Source organism: Streptomyces phaeofaciens (assembly GCF_014648915.1).
GTDB lineage: Bacteria > Actinomycetota > Actinomycetes > Streptomycetales > Streptomycetaceae > Streptomyces > Streptomyces phaeofaciens.
The window spans coordinates 89502-111085 of the sequence record NZ_BMSA01000026.1 but is presented as its reverse complement, the minus strand read 5'-3'; the positions used below and the strand labels follow the sequence as shown (position 1 = coordinate 111085).

Genomic DNA, 21584 nt, shown 5'->3' with positions numbered 1-21584 from the left:
ACCGGATCGGCAAACTACCCGTGATGGGCCGCCAGTTCACCTCATTTGCCGAAGCGGGACCCGAGGCGGATGATTCTTCACGAAGGGCCCGAACCGACTGCACGACGGCGGAGTGTTCCGAACATCCGGTATGCGGTGGTCGCGGCCCTGACATGAACCTCAGCCAGGCGAACCACAGTTACCGGGGGGACCGTGCCGACGACCGTGCCGGTGAAGGCCGTCTCGGACTGGGGAGCGGACAGGACCGACACCGCTCAGCCCGCGGCGGCGCGCAACGCGGCCGAGTTCGTGATCCGCATGGTGAGCGCCGGCGCCCTGGACCCTCACACCTGGCAAACCCTGCACGCGGACTGACGCGTCGACGGACGGAGTGGACCGTGGCCCTGTTCCGCAGAACGTCGCGGACGATCGATCCCCTGATCCGGGAGGCGAACGAGGCGTTCGTGAACTTCTCGCCGAAGGACGAGTACGTCGACACCGTGCTCAAGCCCGTGCTGCCGAAGCTGTACGCCGCGATCAGGATGCGGGACTTCCGGACGGTGGACGAGATCGACGCCGTCGCCGAACCGCTGCGGTCCATGCCGCCCCTCACCGCCGCACTCTGCGCCGCGACCGTTCTCCACGCGGCCGGACGCATCCTGGCGGCGGATCCGCTCGGGGAGACACTGACGTGGTTCGTCGCCATCGCCGGCACGGCCGGCGCGTGGAAGGCGGTGCCACTGGTCGAGGAGCAGCGGGACGTGCGCCACCTGCTCGGCGCCCTCGACGTGCTCTGGCGGTACGAGCCCTCGCCGTACCGCGAGATCGACCATGCCCAGGCCCTCTACGCCGGCGGGCATCTGGCCCTCGCCCTGGGGCTCGACCACGACGCGCTGGCCAGCCGCTGGCGGCAGGCACTGCGGCTGCTGGCCGAGGTCGATCCGGCGCTGGCCCGGAACCCGGAGGAACGCGCGAACCTCGAGCGGACCAGACGCCACCTCGAGCAGGAGTGGAGCGAGCAGCTGGCGGCGCTCCCGGACGGGGGGTGAGATGTTCCGGTCCCGCAGGCCGCATCGGCAGGAGGACTCCCGCGCCGGAACCGCCGGCCGGTTGTACGAGCGGTTCCTGAGCACAGAACCGGCGGCGTTCCCCACCCTGGAGGACGCCGCGATGGAGGCGATCGTCAACGGGGTCTGCGACCGGGTCTCCCCGCGCACCGCGCTGGGTGTCGCCCTGCCCGCGCCGGACCCGGATCCGAACGCCGCGCGCACGGCCCTGCTCACCGAGGCGATCACCCTGCTGGACCCGGTGATCGAACGGCAGGTCCGCCGTCCGGACACCCTGGTGGTGGCGGCCCGCTGCCTGCACGCACTGCATCGCGAGACGGGCGACGTCGCACCGCTGCGGCGCGCGGTCGATCTGTGGGAGCGGGCGGCGTCCGCCGATGCCGCGGCCCCGGAGATCCCGCACGAACTGAGCCTTGCGCTGGTCGGCCTCGCCGCGTTCGAGGAGGGCACGGATCACCTGAACCGCGCCGCCCACCACGCCCTGCGGGCGAACCGCTCGTACCTGGCGCTCGCCGAACCCGACGCGTCCTGTCTGTGCGCCCTCAGCCATGTCTTCGTCGCCCTCTTCGAACGCACCGGTGAGCGACGGTTCCAGGAACAGGCCCTCCGGCTGGCCGCGTTCGTGGGCACCTGGACCGACGAACCGGTCACCGCCGAGAAGGCCTACGCGATGGGGACGGCGTGCCTGGCGACGTACGAGGCGACGGGCTCACCGAGGGACATCGAGAACGCGGTCGTCGTACTCCGGGAGACGGTGGGTCTCGAACCCCGGGCGGAACATCTGCTGGCGCTGGCCCGGGCGTTGCGCCTGATGTACCCGACCAACGGGGACGAACGGGTCCTGCGCGAGTCCGTGGCGATGTCGCGGCAGGCCCTGGCCGCGGCCCGCCCGTCGGATCCCGCCCGGTACCGGTTCCTGGAGCAGGCGGCCTACGCCCGGCTGCTCAGCCACACGGCACACGGAGGCCGGGGCGTCGTGGACGTGGCGGTGTCCCTTCAGCGCCTGGCGATCGGCTCCCTGCCCGAGGGCCACCCCGGCCGGCTCGTCGCGATCGGCGCGCTCGCCGACATCTGGCTCGCGCGGTACGAGAAGACACGGTCCGCCGCCGACCTGGACGGCGCGTTCGAGGCCACCCTGGTGGCGATGCGGCTCAGCCGGGAGCACCCGGACCGGCACCGGCACCTGGCCCGGTACGGCCGGGGCGCACGGTTGGCCTTCGCGCTCCGGGGAGACGCGTCCGACCTGCTGCGTGGTCTCCGTGCCACCAAGAGCGCCTTGGACACCGACGATCTGCCGACGGACCTCAAGGCGTCGTACCTGTTGCAGATGGCCACCCTGGTGATCGACTACACGGACCGGCACCCCGACGCCGAACTGCGGCGCTCCGCGCGAGCCATGCTGCGCGAGTGCTCCGGCATCGAGCACCAGGACCTGCGGGTGAAGGCCGAGGCCGCCCGTCTGTGGGCGGATCTCGCCATCGCCGAGGGATCCTGGCCGGAGGCCGGTCTGGCCCACCTCGGCACCCTCACCGCGATGTGGCGGATGACCGGCACGGAGGTCAGCCGTCAGTCCCAGGAAAGCGTCCTGCGGCGCTTCTCCGGCATGGCCACCGCGGGCGCCGCGTGCCACCTGCACGCGGAAGACCCGATGACGGCGCTCACGGTGCTGGAACTCGGCCGCGGCGTGCTGCTGACGCAGGACCTCGATCTCTACCACGAGGTACGGGCCCTACGGCGGTCCGCGCCGGACCTCGCCCACCGACTGGCCGAACAGCTCAAGCGGCGGGACGAGTCGGCGGCGGCGCTGGGGGCGCGCCTGGTCCTCGCGACCGCGGGACTCCCGGGTGACGGCCGGACCGGGGACCGGTACCGGGTCGCCGGGCGCAATCTGCGGATCCTGGCGGCGCAGGTCCGTGAGGTCCCCGGCCACGAACGGTTCATGACGCCGCCGACCGACGAGGAACTGCTGGCGGTGGCCGACCGGGGGCCGATCGTCGTGCTCAACCTCAGTCCCCTGAGGTCGGACGCGCTGGTGGTGCGGACGGACGGCGTCACGGTGGTCCCGCTGCCCGCCGTCACCCCGGAAGCGGTCGACACGCTCGTCGGCACGTTCGCCGCGGCCGCCGCGGATCCGGACTGCGCAGGCAACGAGGCGCTGCTCGACGGACTGGCCTGGCTCTGGGACCACGTGGCCGAACCGGTGCTCGCCGTCGCGGCACCCCTGCGGGGCGGGGACGGCCCGCTGCCCCGTCTGTGGTGGTGTCCCACCGGGCCGCTCAGCTTCCTGCCGCTGCACGCGGCCGGACACCACCGGGACGGCGACGGGCGGTGCGTCCTGGACCGGGTCGTCTCCTCCTACACGCCGACGATCATGGCGTTGCGACGGGTCCGCGCCCGGCAGGTCGCCCCGTCGGCCGAGCCCGGTCTGCTGGCGGTGGCGGTCGGCCGTACGGCGAGCGGCGACGAACCGCCGTTGCCGGGCGCCTACGCCGAGGCGGCCCGGATCGCCGAGGTCCATCCCGCCACCACCGTCCTGGCGGACGCCGCGGCGACCCGGACGAAGCTGCTGGCCGAACTGCCCCGGCACCCCCGCGTGCACCTCACCTGCCACACCCGCTCCGATCCCCGCTCGCCCTCGCTGAGCCGGCTGGTCCTGTACGACACCGGCGACGAGCTGACCGTCGGTGACATCGCCCGGCTGGACCTGTCGTCGGTGGAGCTGGCGTATCTGTCGATGTGCGATGCCGCACGGCCCGGCGCGGAGATCACCGACGAGTCGGTCCACATCGCGGGCGCGTTCCTGATCGCCGGGTATCCCGACGTCGTGGGGACTCTCTGGCCGATGCCGGACGCGACGGGGCTCCGGCTGGCACGGCACTTCCACCGGCGGCTCGCCGAGGGCGACGGCCCGGCGCACGCCCTGCATCACACGGTGGCTCAGGCGCGCCGGCATGCCCGCCGCCTCCCGCTCGGGTGGGCGAATCTCGTGCACACCGGCGGGTGACGGGGGGACGAGGAGCGCTGTCCCCAAATGGCAAGTCGCCCGTCTCCGTGGGTCAAGCGGTCAGGCCTGTCCGCCCCTACCGTTGCAGCACCGCAGAGACGCGGTCGGCCGCCGGAGGGGGTGTGCCACTCCCCTTGTGCATTCCCTCTCCGGACGGTCGGTCGTCAACCGGGTCGCCACGTGCCCGCGTCCTCGGTCCCCGCTTCGATCCTCGCCCCGCGTCCCTGTCCCCGTGCCGCATGCGGGGACGTGCCGGGCGAGTGATCACCGATACGACGAAGGAGACGGACCGTGCACTTCCACGACGACTCACTTTTCCCCGAGAACCAGGAAAAGCTGGTGATCCAGGCCGCTCCGTACGGGCCGGAGTGGCTGCCCGGTGACACCGACGACCTTCCCCTCACGATGGACGAGCACGTGCAGGCGGCCGTCGACTGCTACAACGCCGGCGCCACCGTGCTGCACATCCACGTCCGCGAGCTGGACGGCAAGGGCTCCAAGCGGATGTCCATGTTCAACGAGCTGCTGGGCCGGCTGCGCGAGGCCGTGCCGGACATGGTCCTTCAGATCGGCGGGTCGATCTCGTTCGCCCCCGAGGGCGAGGGCAGCGAGGCGAAGTGGCTCAGCTACGACACCCGTCACCTGCTGGCCGACCTCACCCCGGCGCCGGACCAGGTGACGATCGCGATCAACACCTCCCAGATGAACATCGTCGAGATCATGAACGACGACGATCTCGAAGGCACCTCGATCGCGAAGCCGGAGTACTACAAGGCCTACCGCGACATGGTCGTCGAGGCGGGCCCCGACTTCTACCTGGAGCACCTCGCGCGCCTGCGCGCCAGTGGCATCCAGCCGCACTTCCAGCTGGCCACGCTGGCCCAGCTGGAGACCGTGGAGCGGCTGATCCGCTCCGGCGTCCACACCGGTCCGCTGATCCTCAACTACGTCGCCATCGGCGGCGGTTTCGCGGGCCGGCACCCCGCCGACCTGATCGAGTTCGTCCGCCGCACGCCGGACGGTGCCATCCTCACCATGGAGAGCTCGATGCGGGCCGTGGCGCCGATGAACGCGATCGGTATCGCGCTCGGCGTGCATGTGCGCGTGGGCAACGAGGACAACCTGTGGCGCCGCAAGGGCGAGCGCATGAGCTCGGTCGAGCAGGTCGAGCAGATGGTCCGGATCTCCGAGGCGCTCGGCCGTGACATCGCGACCGGCGCCGAGGCCAGGAAGATCTACAAGCTCGGCGAGTACTACGCGGACGCCGACGAGACCCTGGCCCGGCTCGGCATGGTGCCGAACCGCCGCCCCGGTCAGCGCGGATTCATGCTGCGCGACGTCTGATCGCGTCGGCGGACCCACCGCGCCGCATCCCGTGTGCGCGGTTCCGCCCGGCCGCCGGGGCCGACCGCTCACGGCCCCTGCGGCCGGGATCCCCGGGCCGCCGGAGCATTCCCCTGACTCCGGCGGCCCTCCCCCTCTCACCACCCTGCCCCGCGGCCGCTCGTGTGCGAGACGTGTCCGCGACGAACAACGGAGCACGACCGTGGCCCACGCCATTCGCTTCAAGGAGACCGGCGGTCCCGACGTCCTGCGCTGGGAGGAGGTCCTCGTCGGCGACCCCGGCCCGGGCGAGGTGCGGATCCGGCACGCAGCCGTCGGACTCAACTTCGCCGACACCTACTTCCGTACCGGTCTCTACCCGGCGCCGCTGCCCGCCGGACTGGGCGTCGAGGGCGCGGGGGTGGTCGAGGCCGTCGGCGAGGGAGTGACGCACGTCGCCGAGGGCGACCGGGTGACGTACACCGGAAGCCCGCTCGGCGCCTACAGCACGGAACGGGTCATGCCGGCGGGCTCGCTGATCAGGCTGCCGGACGCGATCGGCTTCGAGACGGCCGCCGCGATGACCATGCGCGGACTCACCTCCGCGTACCTGCTCCGCAGGATCCACCCCCTGAAGGCCGGCGACACGATCCTGCTCACCGCGGCGGCGGGTGGCGTGGGCCTCATCGTCTGCCAGTGGGCCAAGCTGCTGGGGCTCACCGTGATCGGCACGGTCTCCACCGAGGAGAAGGCCGAACTGGCCCGCGCCCACGGCTGCGACCACATCGTTCACTACCGGCGCGAGAACGTCGCCGAGCGCGTGCGCGAACTGACCGGCGGGGAGGGCGTGCCCGTCGTCTTCGACAGTGTCGGCGCGTCGACGTTCGCCGGCTCCCTCGCCTCGCTGCGCCGGCGCGGCCTGCTGGTGTGCTTCGGTACCGCCTCCGGTGCGGTGCCGCCCATCGACGCCATGCAGCTGGCCGTCAACGGCTCGCTGTTCGTGACCCGGCCCGCACTGGCCGACTACATCGCGGACCCCGCGGAGCGGGCCGAACTGGCGGGCGAGCTCTTCGACCACGTCGCCTCCGGGCGCATCGCCATCGAGGTCAACCAGCGCTACGCGCTCCAGGACGCCGCCCGGGCCCACCGCGAGCTGGAGGCGGGGCGGACCACGGGATCGTCCGTCTTCGTCCTCTGAGCGCGCGGCCGACCGCGTGCCTCACGACCCTCTCCAGGAGGAAGCACCATGGAAAAGACCCTCACCCCGGTGCAGGGCGCACCCGCACTGGTGCGTGCCCACTCCCGCGGCTCGGTCAAGGTCGAGCCGCTGACCTGCACCATCGGCGCCGAGCTGTCCGGTGTGCACCTCGGCGACGCCTCACGCGACGACGATCTGTTCGCCGAGATCAAGGCCCTGCTCCTGCGGCACAAGGTCCTGTTCCTGCGCGACCAGGACATCACGCGCGCCGAGCACATCGCGTTCGCCGAGCGTTTCGGTCCGCTGGAGGACCATCCGGTGGCCGGCAGCGACCCGGAGCACCCCGGCCTGGTCCGCATCTACAAGGATCTCGACAGCCCGGCCGAACACTACGAGAACGCCCTGCACACCGACGGGACCTGGCGGGAAGCACCCGCGATGGGGGCCGTGCTGCGCTGTGTGGAGTCGCCCCCGGTCGGCGGGGACACCATCTGGATCAACATGGCGGAGGCCTACCGCCGGCTGCCGGAACACATCAAGGCCCAGATCCAGGACCTGCGGGCACGGCACAGCATCGAGGCGTCCTTCGGCGCCGTGATGCCGCCGGAGAAGCGCCACGAGCTCAAGGCCCGTTTCCCCGACGCGGAGCACCCGGTGGTGCGCACCCACCCCGAGACCGGCGAGCGGATCCTCTTCGTCAACAGCTTCACCACGCACTTCGTCAACTTCCACACGCCCGAGAACGTGCGCTTCGGGCAGGACTACGCCCCCGGGGCCGGCCTGCTGCTGAACTACCTGCTCAGCCAGGCGGCGGTCCCCGAGTACCAGGTGCGCTGGCGCTGGCAGCCGAACAGCGTCGCCATCTGGGACAACCGCTCCACCCAGCACTACGCCGTCCAGGACTACTGGCCCGCCGTCCGCAAGATGGAGCGCGCCGGGATCGTGGGCGACAGACCGTTCTGACCTGTCCTTCAGAAGCGCGTGAGGTGATGACAATGGGGTTTCACACCACTGCGGATTCCGTCCCGGCGACGGAGACGACCACGTCTCCGTCCGGATGGCCGGTTTCCCGCCGCTATGCCTGGATCGTTTTCGCCCTGAGTTTCGGGCTGCTGCTGTCCGACTACATGTCGCGGCAGGTGCTCAACGCCGTCTTCCCGATGCTGAAGGCCGAATGGCTGCTCTCCGACGCCAGGCTGGGCTCGCTCAGCGGGGTCGTGGCGCTGATGGTCGGTCTGCTCACCTTCCCCATGTCACTGATGGCGGACCGCTGGGGCAGGGTGAGGAGCCTGCTGATCGCCGCCACGCTGTGGAGCGTGGCGACCCTGGGGTGCGCGGTGTCGGCGAGCTACGGGGAGATGTTCGTCGGCCGGCTCTTCGTCGGCATCGGCGAGGCCGCCTACGGGAGCGTCGGGATCGCCGTGGTCCTGAGCGTCTTCCCGACCTCGCTGCGGGCGACCCTCTCCGGTGCCTTCATCGCGGGCGGTGCCTTCGGCTCGGTGCTGGGCGTGTCGATCGGCGGCGCGGTGGCCGAGCGGTTCGGCTGGCGCTGGGCGTTCGGCGTCATGGGCGTCTTCGGGCTGCTGCTGGCCGCCGTCTACGGCGTCGTCGTCACGGAGAAGCGCCTGCGCCCCGCGGCCGCCCCGGACGCCGGCGAGGACGGGGCCGCCGCCCCGCCCCGGCCGCTGCGGGCGCTGCTGCCACGGCTGTTCTCCTCCGTCTCGGTGATCAGCGCGTACGTCGGCAGCGGACTCCAGCTGTTCATCGCGGGCTCCCTGATCGCCTGGCTGCCCAGCTACTTCAACCGCTACTACGACCTGCCCACCGCGAAGGCCGGTGCCGCCGCCGGGGTCTTCGCCCTGATCATCGGCATCGGGATGATCGGCGGCGGAATCGCCTCGGACCGGATCAGCAAGGTGCTCCCGATCCGGAAGTGGGCCGTCGCCATCACTTGCAGCCTCGGGGCGCTCGTCCTGCTGGTGACCGCCTTCCGGCTGCCCGCCGGCCCCCTTCAGATCGCGGCGCTGGCGGTGGGAGCCCTGCTCTCGGCCGGCACGGCCGGTCCGGCCGCCGCCATGGTGGCGAACCTGACTCCGGTGACCATCTCCGCGACCGCGTTCGCCACCCTCACCCTGGCCAACAGCCTGCTCGGCCTGGCGCCCGGCCCCGCGGTCACGGGCCTGCTCGCGGACCGGATGGGCCTGCTCGGCGCGCTGCGGCTGGTCCCGCTGATCGCGGTCGCCGCCACCGTCGCCTTCCTGATCGGCCGCCACCACTACGAGCGCGACCTGCGCCGCATCACCCAGGACCGCCTCCCGGCCGAGCCGGAGGCGAAGGAATCGGAGCTGTCCTCATGAGCGGCACCCCCGAGGCGACGGTCGTGATCGTCCCCGGCCTGCGCGACCATGTCGAGCAGCACTGGCAGACGCTGCTCGCCGACCGGCTGGCCGAGGCCGGCCGCACCGTCCGCACGGTGCCCCCGCTGACACAGGACGGGCTGTGCCGACAGGCCCGGGTCGCCGCCCTGGACACGGTGGTGTCGCGGATCGCGGGGCCCGTCGTGCTGGTCGCCCACAGCGCCGGTGTGATCACCACCGTGCACTGGGCCCAGGACCACACGGCCGACGTCCGGGGCGCGCTCCTGGCCACCCCGCCCGACTTCGAGACTCCGCTGCCGGAGGGCTACCCCGCCCCCGGGGTGCTCGAGGAGAACGGCTGGACACCGGTGCCGCGGGCGCCGCTGCCCTTCCCGAGCATCGTCGCGGCGAGCTCCGACGACCCCCTGGGCGCCGTCGAGCGCGTCCGCGAGCTGGCCGGGCACTGGGGCAGCCGGTGGGAGGAGCTGGGAGCGGTCGGCCATCTCAACCCCGCGTCCGGCCACGGTCCCTGGCCCCGGGCGGAGGAACTGCTCCGCCGGCTCGACCTCGGCTGAACCCCCCGATCCGACACGCAGCCCCCGGAAAGGCAACAATGAACACCGACACCGACCTGCTGTGGTCTCCCGGTCGCCGCGAGACCGAGGATTCGAACATCGCGTCCTTCCTTCGGTGGCTCGGTACCGACCGGGGGCTGCGCTTCGACGACTACGCCGCCCTCTGGCGGTGGAGCTCCACCGACCTGCCCGGCTTCTGGTCGGCGGTGTGGGAGTTCTACGGCCTGGACGCCGTCACCGGCTACGACGAGGTGCTGGCGGACTCGTCCATGCCGGGCGCCACCTGGTTCCCCGGGGCCCGGCTGAACTTCGCCGAACGGTGCCTGGCCCGGGCCACCGACGCCCGCCCCGCCCTGGTCTGCGTGGCCGAGGGCGGCACCCCCGAGGACATCTCCTGGGAGGAACTGTGCCGGCAGGTCGGGGACGTCGCGGCGGCGCTGCGCCGGATGGGCGTGGGACCCGGCGACTGCGTGGCCGGCCATCTCCCCAACCTGCCGCAGACCGTGGTCGCCCTGCTGGCCACGGCCGCCGTCGGCGCGGTGTGGACGGCGTGCTCCCCGGACTTCGGCACCCCGAGCGTCCTGGCCCGACTGCGGCAGGCGCGACCCGCCGTCCTCGTGGCCGCGGACGGCTACCGCCACGGCGGCAAGGAGTACGACCGGCGCGCGGACGTCGCCGAACTCGTGGACGGGCTCCCCACCGTCCGGCACGTCCTCGCGATCGACCGGCTGTTTCCCGCGCCGGACGAGCCGTGGTCGCGACGGGCCGGGGTCGCACAGCACTCCTGGTCCGCGCTGCCGGCCGCCGAAGGGCCGCTGGTCTTCGCCGACGTGCCCTTCGACCACCCGCTGTGGATCCTGTGGTCCTCGGGGACCACCGGGGTGCCCAAGGGGATCGTGCAGGGTCACGGCGGCATCGTTCTGGAACTGCTCAAGGCCCTCGGCCTCGGCGCCGACCTGCGGGCCGAGGACCGATATCTCTTCCTCACGTCCACGAGCTGGATGGTATGGAACTTCCTGGTCGGCGGACTGCTGCACGGCAGCACGATCGTCCTGTACGACGGCAGTCCCACCTTTCCCGACGTCAACGGCGCCTGGCGCGTCGCCGAACAGACCGGGGCGACGATGGTCGGGGTGGGCGCGGCCTACCTCGCCGCGGTGGAGCGGTCCGGCACGCATCCGGCGGCCGAACTCGATCTCGGCGCGCTGCGCTCCATCCTCCAGACCGGATCGTCGCTGCCCGACAGCACCTGGCGGTGGGTCCATGAACGGCTCGCACCGGGCGTCTGGCTCCAGTCGATCTGCGGCGGGACCGACATCTGTTCCGTCCTCGCGGGTGGCTCCCCGCTGCTGCCCGTCCGGGTGGGCCGCATCCCCGGCCCTTCGCTCGGTGTGGCGCTGGCCGCCTGGGATCCCTCCGGGCAGCCGCTGGCCGGCGAACAGGGCGAGCTCGTGGTGACCGCGCCCCTGCCGTCCATGCCCCTCCACTTCGTCGACGACCCCGACGGGGCCCGCTACCGGGCCAGCTATTTCGACACCTACCCGGGTGTCTGGCGGCACGGCGACTGGGTCACCGTCCATCCCGACCTGTCGGTCGTCGTGTCCGGCCGCTCCGACTCCACCCTCAACCGCATGGGCGTACGCATGGGCTCCGCCGACCTCTACGCGGTCGTCGAACAGCTCCCCGAGGTCATGGACAGTCTCGTCGTCGGCGTGGAGCGCCCGGACGGCGGCTACTTCATGCCCCTGTTCGTCGTGACCGCCCCGGGCAGCCCGCTGGACGACGGGCTGCGGGAGCGGATCGCCGCGGCCGTCCGGCGCCGGCTGTCGCCACGTCATGTGCCCGACGCCATCGTGCCGATCGCCGCCGTGCCCCGCACGCTGACCGGGAAGAAGCTGGAGGTGCCGGTCAAGCGCATCCTCCAGGGCGCCCGTGTCACCGATGTCAGCAGCGCGGGTGCCGTCACCCATCCCGAGATGCTGACCTGGTTCGCGGACTACGCGGGCCGTTCGATGCCGGGCGGGTGAACAGGCGGGCCCGAAGCCCGCGAACACCGCCGAACCGGCAGCGCCGGGACGGAGCCGAAGCCGCAGATGTGTCCGCACCGGACCGCGTCTGCGGCTTCTCGCCGTGTACCACCGGACCGCGTCTGCGTCTGCTCGCCGCGTCCCACCGAACCGCGTCTGCGTCTGCTCGCCGCGTCCCACCGGACCGCGTCTGCGTCTGCTCGCCGTGTCCTGCCGCCGGCGGGCCCGTCCCCCGGCCCGTCCCCCGGCGCGCAGACCGGAGCACCCGGCGCGGTCGCGCCGGGTGCCCCTCCCGCGGAACGGCCGCTTCGGCCGAGGCGAGCACGTAGCACGTCGTCGGCCGCCTGCCCTCTGTGTCGGGCTGTGTCCCACCGGTGTGCTGTGTCCCGCCCGAGTGCTGTGTCCCGCCCGCCCGAACGGCAACGCGTAAGGGGCGCAGCAAAGTCACCGCGCAACGCGTAAGGGGCGTGCAGCGAAGTCACCGCTGCACGCCTCCTCCGCGCCTTCCTCAAAGGCGCATGACGCCGTACTGAAGGGCGATGCTGGTGACGGTGACCACCACCCACAGGCAGGCGCCCAGCAGCAGCGGGCGGGGGCCGGTGCGGCGCAGGGCGGAGAGGTCGGTGGAGAGGCCGACCGCGCAGAGCGCGACGGTGACGAGGAGCACCGAGAGCTCCTTGAGGCCGGGGTGGGCCGCGGCCGGGACGAGGCCGGCGCTGTTGGCGGCGGCCGCCAGCAGGAAGGCCACCAGGAACCAGGGCACCAGCCCGGCCGGCCGCACCGTGGACGAGGCGGCGGCCCGGCCGGCGGCACGGGCGCGGCGGCCGGCCAGGACCGCCAGCCCCAGACAGATCGGGATGATCATCAGTGTGCGGGTGAGTTTGACGACGACGGCGTGGTCGGCCGCCGCGGGCCCGTAGGCGGCGGCGACGGCGACCACGGACGACATGTCGTTGACCGCGGTTCCGGCGAAGAGGCCGAAGGCCTCGGGGCCCATGCCGAGCAGATGGCCGATCACGGGGAAGGCGATCACCGCGGCGATGTTGAACAGGAAGATCGTCGAGATGGCGTAGGCGACCTCCACGCTCGCGGCGCCGATGACCGGAGTGACCGCGGCGATCGCCGACGCCCCGCAGATTCCGGTGCCGGCGCCGATCAGGGTCCGCAGGTCGCCGCCGATACCGAGGCGGCGGCCGATGAACCGGGCGGCGGTCAGGCAGGCGGCCAGCGAGCCGATCATGATCGGCAGCGAGCTTCCGCCCACCTCGAACACCTGGGTCAGCGACAGCTGGGCGCCGAGGAGGGCCACTCCGGTCTGGAGCACGGGCTTGTTGGCGATGCTGATCCCCGGCCGCAGCCGTGGGCCCGGCCGGCACACGGCGGCGACGAGGACGCCGATGACGACGCCGCTCACGGGACCGCCGAGGACCGGGAGCAGTCTGCCCACTCCCGTGGCGGCCGCGGCGACGACCAGGGTGAGGGCGAGCCCGGGTATCCGGGAGCCGGGCGGCGCGGGCCGGGTGCCGGCCGCGGAGGGGGTCCGCGCGCGCCCGGTGGACCGGGTCGTGGGGTCGGGGGCGGACCGTGGGCGGTGGGCGGCCGCTTCGCTCGTCACGAGACCGGCTCTTGTCCGCCGGCGTCCCGCGTGGCCGTCCGCTCCACGACGACGATCTCGCGCTGGGTGAGGACGGTCTCGTCCTGGCGTACGGCGACGCGGTCACCGCCGGCCCGGGCCGATTGCACCAGGGCTGCCGCGAGGTTGTTCATTCGTTGTCCGTTCGGTGTGGGCCGGAGGCGATCAGGAGGGGCGACAGGAGCCGTCGGGGCCGGCGGAGCCGGGTGTCGCGATCACGTCTCGGGGGGTGACCCCGCCTCGACCGGATCCGTCGGCGGCGGCCGGCAGGTCTCCCCAGAAGTCCGGCGGAAGGTCTCGTCCCCGGCGCAGGGTCAGCCACAGCCGCAGCACATGGCGCCTGCGCTCGGGCTCGGCGAAGTCCTCGTACTCCGTGCGGGAGTGCAGGACCGCGTAGTTGTTGACCAGCAGCAGATCGCCGGCCGCGAAGCCGACGTCCAGCCGGAACTCCGGGGAGGCCGCCAGCCGGTCGACGAGGTCGAACAGCTCGACGTCGGCCGGCTCCAGGCGGGGCACGTCGGGAAAGCGCTGCGCGGACTCGAGGTAGGGGCGGTGGTAGCGGATGCTGAGCTTTCCGCCGTACCAGGAGGCGAGCGGGGCCGCGTGGCAGGGGTGCTCGCCGGGGGCGTGCTCCTCCCGGCGGTCGATGAAGTGCGTGCGGTACAGGCGCTCGGCGAGGTCGGGGCGCCGCGCCAGCACCGCGTTGTAGACGGCCGCGGAGCTGACGAGGGAGGTGCGTGCGCCGGCGCGGGCCGCCCGCAGGCACAGCAGCCCGAGGACGTCGGACCCGTCCGTGTGGAACGGCAGCTCCGCCCGCGTCTGGTAGCCGCGTGTCGAGGGGTCGGCCAGGGTACGGCCGGTGTCCCGGGCGTGGCCGAGCATGTGGCCCGCCGCGTTCTGCGACACCGGGACGCCGAGGTGTCGGCCCAGCCCCCAGAACACGGTGCTCGCCGCCGCCGGGCCGTACCGCTCGACCGGGATGCCTTTGACGAGGACGAACCCGCGGCCGTTCTCCAGCACGTCGGCGAGGCGTTCCAGTTCGCCGGCGAGTGTCGGCAACGGGAAGTCGTCCGCGGTCACCTTGAGCAGCGGGACTCCCCGTTCACGCACCGTGCGCAGGGCGGCCCCCAGTTCGTCGATCCGGGGCGGTGACAGCCGCAGGACCCAGTCCTCGGAGTCCGCCAGGTCCGGACCCCTCCACACGGCCGGTCCCGTGCAGGGCCGGCGCAAGACGTCGATCACGTTCGGGTGAACCGCGGGCACGCCTCTCCTCCTTTCTTCGCGGGGAATCCCACGGATCTTCGCGAAAAATCCCACGCGTTTCAGCACGGGAATGTCCGCCCGGAGGTCGTCCATCCGTCAGGAATTCCGTACCGCTTTTCCAGGGCTGGTCAACAGGTGAATGATTTGCCATGGTGTTCCCCGTCGGGATCTCCGATCGGCCGGGACGCCGAATACCGGGGCGGTGAACTCCATCGCGAGTGGTGCAACGCTAGGCCACCTCGTGACACCACGCTTGACTTGGCGTGACATCTGACTTATCAATCAGGGACAGAGTTCTGGAGTGCGCCCATGAAGCCCCTCGTCCGCAACGCCACCCTGAGCAACTACGTCGAGCTGAGCCAGTCGCTCGGCATCGACCCCCGGGCCCTCATGAAGCGCGTGGGGCTGGACCCCGCCGGCCTCGCGGTCCAGGACCGGTGGATCTCCGGCGAGGCCGTGATCCAGTTGCTCGAACTCTCCGCCGCGGCCGCCCACGTCGAGGACTTCGGCCTGCTCCTCGCCGAGCGGCGCCGCTTCTCCACGCTCGGCCCCATCAGCCTGGTCCTGCGCGAGGAGCCCGATGTCCGCAGCGCGGTCGAGCTGCTCGTCCGCCATGAGCACATGTACAACGAGATGCTCCACAGCCGGCTGTCCGAGGCGAACGGCCTGGCCACCCTCAAGGTGAACCTGGAGCTGGCGGAGGCGATGGCGGCCCGCCAGGCCACGGAGCTCGCGATGGGCGCCTTCCACCAGGTCCTGCGTACCTTTCTCGGCGCCCGCTGGCAGGCGTTGTCCGTGTGTTTCACACACAGTGCGCCGACGGATCACGCGACCCACCGGCGTATCTTCGGGCCCGTGGTGGAATTCGACAGCGAATTCAACGGGATCGTCTTCTACGGCAGCGATCTCAACATTCCCAACCCCATGTCGGATCCGTTGCTCCGGACCTATGCGCGGCAGTTCTTCGAATCGATCGCGGTGTCGAGGGACACGACCGTGCTGGACCGCGTGCGCGACCTGATCGAAGTCCTGCTGCCGACCGGACGGTGTTCCATCGAGCAGGTCGCGGGCAGTCTCGGGGTCGACCGGCGGACCGTCCACCGGCACCTGGCGGCGTCGGGCGAGACGTTCTCCTCCGTCCTCAACGCGACACGCGCCCAGTTGGCGGAGCAACTCGTGACGAACCCGCGCCGCTCACTGACGGACATCTCCGGCCTGCTGGGCTTCTCGGCACCGAGCGCCTTCTCCCGCTGGTTCCGCGAGCAGTTCGGGTGCAGCGCGAGGGAATGGCGTGCCCGCGGCACCGGGCAGCGTCCCACGGGCGAGCAACGGCCCCCGGCCGTCGGACGCCGCCGCACGGCCGGCCGGGCCTGAGTCCGCCCGGCCGGCCGGGCCTTTCACGGAAGTCCTTCCGCCTGGCAGAAGCCGCCTTGCCGAGTCACCACCGGCGTCACGACTCTGAGTCCCAACCACGGCACGCGGGGCGACGACGCCCCGCTCTCAGGGACGGGACCGCCATGCCTCACATCACCGCCTTCGCCAGGAACCAGTGGTACGTCGCCGCCTACCGTCACGAGGTCGGGCGGGAGGAGTTGCTGGGGCGGACGATTCTCGGTGAGCCGCTCGTGTTCTACCGGACCGAGGAGGACGGGACGGTGATCGCGCTGCACGACCGGTGTGTGCACCGCAGGTTCCCGCTCTCCGAGAGCCGGCTCGACGGTGACCGGATCGTCTGCGGCTACCACGGCTTCACGTACGACACGACCGGCACCTGTGTGTACGTGCCGGGGCAGAAACGCGTCCCGCGGACCGCCCGGGTCGCCTCCTACCCGGTGGTCGAGCGGGACGCGCTGGTGTGGGTGTGGATCGGGGATCCGGCGCTCGCCGACCCGCAGGCCGTACCGCGCGCCCGCCATCTCGACTCCCCCGGCTGGACCACCGTCCAGGGGATGGAGCCCATCGACGCCGACTACGGGCTGCTCGTGGACAACCTCCTCGACCTCTCCCACGAGACGTATCTGCACGGCGGGTACATCGGCACCCCCGAGGTCGCGGAGACGCCGATCACGACGGAGGTCGACGAGGGCGCCGGGATCGTCCGGGTGAGCCGGCGGATGGACGACGCCGAGTGCCCGCCGTTCTACGCCCGTTCGACCGGTATCGAGGGCCGGATCACCCGGTGGCAGGACATCGAGTACCACGCCCCGTGCCTGTACCTGCTGCACAGCCGGATCGCGCCGGTGGGCGTGCTGCCGGAGGCCGACGGCAGTGACCCGAACGGCTTCCACACCGAGATCACGTACGCGATCACACCGTCCTGCGACGGCAAGGTGTACGACTTCTGGATGGTCTCCCGGGACTGGGCGACGGACGACGAGGAGGTCACCGCGTTCCTGCGGGGCAACAACCACACCGTCGTCATGCAGGACGTCGACGCGCTCAACCTGCTCCAGCGGACGCTGGGCACCGAGCGCACCGGCTACCAGGAGCTGAGCATCAACATCGACACCGGCGGCCTGGCCGCGCGCCGGATCCTGGCCCGGCTGGTCGAGGAGGGCGCCAAGCCGGTGGAGCCCGCGCTGTGAACAGCCCGACGGGAGAGATCTACCGCGTCGACTGGCTGCCGGGCACCGACGTGCTGCACGGCACCTGTCACTGCGGCGCCGAGCACGCCGCCCAGGACCCGGTCGAGATGTGGGAGTGGATGCTCGGCCACCCCGAAGGACACGAGCCCCCGGGAAGCACCTCATGAGCGACGCCCACGAAGTCGAACTCGTCGTCGGGAGCAGGGAGTTCGTCGCCGACGGCGTGCTCGCCCTGACCCTGCGCCATCCGCTGGGCGAGCCGCTGCCGGCCTGGGAGCCGGGCGCGCACGTCGACCTGGTCCTCGGGCCGGGCCTGGAGCGCCAGTACTCGCTGTGCGGCGATCCGGCGGACCGTACGCGGTGGCGGGTCGCGGTGCTGCGGGAGCCGGCCGGGCGGGGCGGATCGGCCCTGGTGCACGATCAGGTGCGGCAGGGCGACAAGGTGCGGGTGCGCGGCCCGCGCAACCATTTCGCCCTGCGCCCCGCCGCCCGGTACCGGTTCGTCGCGGGCGGGATCGGGATCACGCCCGTCCTGCCGATGCTGGCGGCGGCCGAGGCGGCGGGCGCCGAGTGGACCCTGCTGTACGGCGGCCGGACACGTGACTCCATGGCGTTCACCGGGGAGTTGGCGCGCTACGGCGACCGGGTCACCGTCGCCCCGCAGGACGAGTCGGGGCTGCTCGACCTCGGGCCGGTGCTGGACGCGCTGCCCGAGGGGACCCTGGTCTACTGCTGCGGTCCGGGCGCGCTGCTCGACGCGGTGGAGGAGCGCTGTCCGGCCGGTGCCCTGCACCTGGAGCGGTTCCGGCCGAAGGAGCGGACGACGGGCGGGGACGGTGACGGGGAGTTCGAGGTCGAGCTGGACCGCAGCGGTGTGACGCTGACCGTGGCGCCCGGCGTCTCCGTGCTGGAGACCGTGCGGGCCGCCGGGGTCGAGGTGCTGTTCTCCTGCACGGAGGGCACCTGCGGCACCTGCGAGACGGATGTGCTCGACGGCACTCCGGAGCACCGGGACTCGGTACTCAGCCCCGGGGAGCGGGAGGCCGGGGAGACGATGATGATCTGTGTGTCCCGGTGCCGGGGGAGGCGGCTGGTCCTGGATCTGTGATCCGCAGGTCCGCCTCGATCCGGGCCACCGCGGCCAGCAGCGGCGGCAGCAGATCCTGGCGGACGGACTCCACCGACGTACGGCCGGCGTGCACCGCGATGTTCACGCCGGCCACCACCGCGCCGCCCCGGTCCCGCACCGGGGCGGCGACCGAGCGCAGTCCTTCCTCCAGTTCCTGGTCGACCAGGGCGTACCCCTGTCGTCGTACGCGCAGGAGTTCCGCCCGTAGCGCCTCGGCGGTGACCAGGGTGCGGGTGGTGTGCGGGCGCGGGCGGGCCCGGGCGAGCCGGGTGTCGAGTTCGTCGTCCGGGAGGTCGGCGAGCATCACCCGGCCGACCGAGGTGACCGGTGCGGGGAAGCGGGTGCCGACGGTGATCGTGGCGGACATGATGCGCCGGGTCGGCACCCGGGCGAGGTAGACGACGTCGTCGCCGTCGAGGACGCAGAGCGAGGACGACTCCTTGACCTCGGCGACGAGTTGCTCCAGGTGGGGCTGGGCGAGCTGAGGGAGCGTCAGTCCGGCGAGATAGGCGTAGCCGAGTTCCAGGACGCGTGGGGTGAGCCGGAAGAGCCGGCCGTCGCAGTGGACGTAGCCGAGGTCGGTGAGGGTGAGCAGCAGTCTGCGGGCGGCGGCGCGGGTGAGGTCGCAGGCGCGGGCGACGTCGCTGAGGGTGCGGGCGGGGTGGTCGGCGTCGAAACAGCGGATGACCGCGAGGCCGCGTTCGAAGGACCTGACGAAGTGCGATGGGCGGGGTGCGGTGGACATCGCCGTCTCCTCTGCCGAACTGTCAACAATTTCGTCAGCCAAACCCATTGACCCGGGATCGGCGCTGGTTCTACGTTCCCTGCACGCCAGTTGAGCACTACTGTGCGGTGTGCGCACAGCCTGTCGGAACACCGTTGTTACTGCACAGGAGGAGCCATGCGTCGTCTGTTCGCCGGTCTCGCGGCCGGCACCTTCCTGCTCGCCACGGCGGCCTGCGGCTCGTCCGACGACTCCGGTTCGTCCGGCGGGAGTTCGTCGTCCGGGGGCGTCACGACCGTCAAACTCGGCCTCATCCCGATCGTCGACGTCGCGCCCGTCTATCTCGGCGTGCAGAAGGGCTTCTACGAGAAGCACGGCCTGAAGCTGTCGATCACCACCGCGCAGGGCGGCGCGGCGATCGTGCCGGGCGTGGTCAGCAGCCAGTTCCAGTTCGGCTTCAGCAACATGACCTCCCTGATGGTCGCCCAGTCCAACAGCGTTCCCGTGCAGGCCGTTTCGAACGGCATCGCCTCGACGGGCGTACAGGGCAAGGACTTCGGGGCGATCACCGTCAAGAAGGGCAGCACTCTCGAGTCCGCCAAGGACCTGGAGGGCAAGAAGGTCGCCATCAACACCCTGAAGAACATCAACGAGACCGCGGTGCGGGAGTCGGTGCGCAAGGCGGGCGGCGACCCGGACAAGGTGAACTTCGTGGAGCTGGCCTTCGACCAGATGCCCGCCGCCCTCGACAACGGGCAGATCGACGCCGCGATGGTGGTCGAACCGGCGCTGGCCACCGTCAAGAGCCAGGGTGGCGTGGAGATCGCCTCCCCGCTGGTGGACGTGGCGCCGAACCTCACCGTCGCCATGTACTTCACCTCGACGCAGTACGCGCAGCAGCACCCGGACGTGGTGAAGAAGTTCCAGGAGGCCACGGCGGAGTCCCTCGCCTACGCCGACTCCCACCCCGACGAGGTCCGGGCCGTCGTCACCACCTACACCAAGATCCCCGCGTCGGTGCTGGACCAGGTGACGCTGCCCAAGTGGCCCGCCGAGGCGAACCGTTCGTCCATCGAGGCGCTGGAGAAGCTGGGCGAGCAGGACGGCCTCTTCAAGGCGACCCCGGACCTGGACAAGCTGCTGCCGTGAGGGGCGAGAACCTCGCACTCGGTGCGACCGGGCTCGCGGCCTTCCTCGCCCTGGGCGAGGCGGTGCCGCGGCTCGGCCTGGTCAAGGAGGCGTACTTCCCGCCGACGAGCCGGATCGCCGGCGCGCTCGGCGACGAACTCGCCGACTCCGCCTTCTGGACGGCCCTCGGCGACACCCTCACCGGCTGGGCGATCGGACTGGCGATCGCGGTCGGCGCGGGCATCGCGGCGGGCGTACTCCTCTCGGTCGTCCCCCATCTGCGCGCGGCGACGGCCTCCACGATCGAGTTCCTCCGCCCGATCCCCTCGGTCGCCCTGATCCCGCTGGCCGTCCTCCTCTACGGCACCGAACTGCGCTCGGTCCTCCTGCTCGTCGTCTACGCCTCCTTCTGGCAGATCCTCGTCCAGGTCCTGTACGGCGTCCAGGACGTCGACCCGGTCGCCGAGGAGACGGCGCGGTCGTACGGTCTCGGCACCTGGGCGCGGGTCCGGCACGTGCTGTGGCCGACCGCGCTGCCGTACGTCATGACCGGGGTGCGGCTCGCGGCGGCCGTCGCGCTGATCCTCGCCGTCACCGCCGAACTCGTCATCGGGGCACCGGGGCTGGGCGCGCGGATCGCGGTCGCGCAGACCTCGCAGGCGGTGCCGGAGATGTACGCGCTGATCGTGGTCACCGGGGTGCTCGGACTGCTGATCAACGTGGGCGCGCGCACGGTGGAGCGGCGGGCGCTGGCCTGGCACCAGTCGGTGCGCGGGGAGGTGGCGGTGTGAGACGTCTGCTGCGGCGGCTGCTGTTCGCGGTCGCCCTGCCCGCCGTCCTGGTCACCGTGTGGTGGCTGGCGTCCGCCGGCAGCACCGACGTGTACTGGCCGCCGCTGCGCACGATCCTGAAGGCCTTCCCGGACGTGTGGACGGGCGAACGGCTGCGCACGGACGTCCGGCCGAGCGTGCTGCGGCTCGCGGGCGGCTACGCGAGCGCGGCCGTGGCGGGGATCGCGCTGGGCACGGTCATCGGCTCGTACCGCAGGGTGCGGGCGGTGTGCGAGCCGGTGCTGGAGTTCCTGCGGGCGGTGCCGCCGCCCGTGCTGGTCCCGGTGATCATGCTGTTCGCGGGCATCGGCGACACCATGAAGGTCGTGGTCATCGCCAGCGGCTGTGTGTGGCCGATCCTGCTCAACACGGTCGAGGGGGTCCGCGCGGTGGACCCGGTGATGGCGGAGACGGCCCGTTCGTACGGCATCAAGGGCGTCGCCCGGCTGAAGGATCTCGTGCTGCCGGCGGCGAGCCCGCAGATCTTCGCGGGGCTGCGGCAGGCGCTGTCGATCGGGATCATCCTGATGGTCATCAGCGAGATGTTCGCCGCGAGCAACGGGCTGGGCTTCGCCGTCGTGCAGTTCCAACGGGGCTTCGCCATCCCCGACATGTGGACCGGGATCCTGCTCCTCGGCATGCTCGGCTTCGTCCTGTCGGTCCTCTTCCAGCTCGTCGAGCGGCGGGTGCTCGGCTGGTACCACGGACTGCGCGCGTCCACCCGGCGGTCCCCATGACCCATGTGCCCCTCGTGAAAGGGCG

At 71.9% G+C, this 21584-nt stretch carries 20 protein-coding genes; 16 read left to right on the top strand and 4 right to left on the bottom strand.

Features of this window, described 5'->3' with window-relative positions:
• Window positions 1–192 precede the first annotated feature (192 nt).
• From IE275_RS34520 to IE275_RS34480, 9 genes are all read left to right on the top strand, one after another.
• A complete protein-coding gene (locus tag IE275_RS34520; protein WP_189716554.1) occupies window positions 193–354 on the top strand; it encodes a hypothetical protein in 162 nt (53 codons plus the stop codon).
• A 23-nt stretch (window positions 355–377) separates the two neighbouring features.
• Window positions 378–1028: a hypothetical protein gene (locus IE275_RS34515; RefSeq protein WP_189716552.1), complete on the top strand. Its 651-nt coding sequence runs from the start codon at window positions 378–380 to the stop codon at window positions 1026–1028.
• Window position 1029: 1 nt separating this feature from the next.
• Complete coding sequence (locus tag IE275_RS34510) at window positions 1030–4050, top strand: CHAT domain-containing protein (RefSeq protein WP_189716550.1); 3021 nt, start codon at window positions 1030–1032, stop codon at window positions 4048–4050.
• Window positions 4051–4341: 291 nt separating this feature from the next.
• A complete protein-coding gene (locus IE275_RS34505; protein ID WP_189716549.1) occupies window positions 4342–5394 on the top strand; it encodes a beta-keto acid cleavage family enzyme in 1053 nt (350 codons plus the stop codon).
• A gap of 202 nt (window positions 5395–5596) precedes the next feature.
• The gene (locus tag IE275_RS34500) at window positions 5597–6571 is read left to right on the top strand and encodes a quinone oxidoreductase family protein (protein ID WP_189716548.1); all 975 of its coding nucleotides are present in this window, start codon (window positions 5597–5599) and stop codon (window positions 6569–6571) included.
• A 48-nt stretch (window positions 6572–6619) separates the two neighbouring features.
• Window positions 6620–7534: a TauD/TfdA dioxygenase family protein gene (locus IE275_RS34495; RefSeq protein WP_189716547.1), complete on the top strand. Its 915-nt coding sequence runs from the start codon at window positions 6620–6622 to the stop codon at window positions 7532–7534.
• A 32-nt stretch (window positions 7535–7566) separates the two neighbouring features.
• Complete coding sequence (locus tag IE275_RS34490) at window positions 7567–8928, top strand: MFS transporter (RefSeq protein ID WP_189716546.1); 1362 nt, start codon at window positions 7567–7569, stop codon at window positions 8926–8928.
• Window positions 8925–9503, top strand: coding sequence for an RBBP9/YdeN family alpha/beta hydrolase (locus IE275_RS34485; RefSeq protein WP_189716545.1), 579 nt, complete (start codon window positions 8925–8927; stop codon window positions 9501–9503). The genes IE275_RS34490 and IE275_RS34485 overlap by 4 nt, the downstream gene beginning before the upstream one ends.
• A 38-nt stretch (window positions 9504–9541) precedes the next feature.
• The gene (locus IE275_RS34480; RefSeq protein ID WP_189716544.1) at window positions 9542–11530 is read left to right on the top strand and encodes an acetoacetate--CoA ligase; all 1989 of its coding nucleotides are present in this window, start codon (window positions 9542–9544) and stop codon (window positions 11528–11530) included.
• A gap of 508 nt (window positions 11531–12038) precedes the next feature.
• On the opposite strand, the gene IE275_RS34475 is transcribed toward IE275_RS34480, so the two are convergent.
• The 3 genes from IE275_RS34475 to IE275_RS34465 are packed head-to-tail and all read right to left on the bottom strand — an operon-like array spanning window position 12039 to window position 14426.
• Window positions 12039–13145 (bottom strand): YeiH family protein, encoded by a 1107-nt coding sequence (locus IE275_RS34475; protein WP_189716542.1) that lies wholly within the window; start codon window positions 13143–13145, stop codon window positions 12039–12041.
• A complete protein-coding gene (locus IE275_RS34470) occupies window positions 13142–13297 on the bottom strand; it encodes a hypothetical protein (RefSeq protein ID WP_189716540.1) in 156 nt (51 codons plus the stop codon). Before IE275_RS34470 ends, IE275_RS34475 begins: the two co-directional genes overlap by 4 nt.
• A gap of 31 nt (window positions 13298–13328) precedes the next feature.
• Window positions 13329–14426: a TauD/TfdA family dioxygenase gene (locus IE275_RS34465; protein ID WP_189716538.1), complete on the bottom strand. Its 1098-nt coding sequence runs from the start codon at window positions 14424–14426 to the stop codon at window positions 13329–13331.
• Window positions 14427–14735: 309 nt separating this feature from the next.
• On the opposite strand from IE275_RS34465, the gene IE275_RS34460 reads away from it, so the two are divergent.
• The 4 genes from IE275_RS34460 (at window position 14736) to IE275_RS34445 (ending at window position 18119) form a co-directional block, all read left to right on the top strand.
• A complete protein-coding gene (locus IE275_RS34460; RefSeq protein WP_189716536.1) occupies window positions 14736–15800 on the top strand; it encodes an AraC family transcriptional regulator in 1065 nt (354 codons plus the stop codon).
• Between the two features lie 143 nt (window positions 15801–15943).
• Window positions 15944–17011, top strand: coding sequence for an aromatic ring-hydroxylating dioxygenase subunit alpha (locus tag IE275_RS34455; RefSeq protein WP_189716534.1), 1068 nt, complete (start codon window positions 15944–15946; stop codon window positions 17009–17011).
• Window positions 17008–17178 carry a hypothetical protein gene (locus IE275_RS34450; RefSeq protein ID WP_189716532.1) on the top strand — a complete coding sequence of 57 codons (171 nt, stop codon included), beginning with the start codon at window positions 17008–17010 and terminating at the stop codon, window positions 17176–17178. Before IE275_RS34455 ends, IE275_RS34450 begins: the two co-directional genes overlap by 4 nt.
• The gene (locus IE275_RS34445) at window positions 17175–18119 is read left to right on the top strand and encodes a PDR/VanB family oxidoreductase (RefSeq protein ID WP_189716530.1); all 945 of its coding nucleotides are present in this window, start codon (window positions 17175–17177) and stop codon (window positions 18117–18119) included. The genes IE275_RS34450 and IE275_RS34445 overlap by 4 nt, the downstream gene beginning before the upstream one ends.
• Here the strand turns inward: IE275_RS34445 and IE275_RS34440 are convergent.
• The gene (locus IE275_RS34440) at window positions 18034–18885 is read right to left on the bottom strand and encodes an IclR family transcriptional regulator domain-containing protein (RefSeq protein WP_189716528.1); all 852 of its coding nucleotides are present in this window, start codon (window positions 18883–18885) and stop codon (window positions 18034–18036) included. The two genes, IE275_RS34445 and IE275_RS34440, sit on opposite strands and share 86 nt — an antisense overlap.
• Window positions 18886–19041: 156 nt before the next feature.
• Between IE275_RS34440 and IE275_RS34435 the strand changes: the two genes are divergently transcribed.
• From IE275_RS34435 to IE275_RS34425, 3 genes are read left to right on the top strand one after another with little or no spacing between them, the layout of a single operon-like run.
• Entirely contained in the window at window positions 19042–20013 is a 972-nt protein-coding gene (locus IE275_RS34435) for an ABC transporter substrate-binding protein (protein WP_189716526.1), read from the top strand.
• Window positions 20010–20783, top strand: coding sequence for an ABC transporter permease (locus IE275_RS34430; protein ID WP_189716524.1), 774 nt, complete (start codon window positions 20010–20012; stop codon window positions 20781–20783). Before IE275_RS34435 ends, IE275_RS34430 begins: the two co-directional genes overlap by 4 nt.
• The gene (locus IE275_RS34425) at window positions 20780–21559 is read left to right on the top strand and encodes an ABC transporter permease (protein ID WP_189716522.1); all 780 of its coding nucleotides are present in this window, start codon (window positions 20780–20782) and stop codon (window positions 21557–21559) included. The genes IE275_RS34430 and IE275_RS34425 overlap by 4 nt, the downstream gene beginning before the upstream one ends.
• Window positions 21560–21584: the final 25 nt, after the last annotated feature.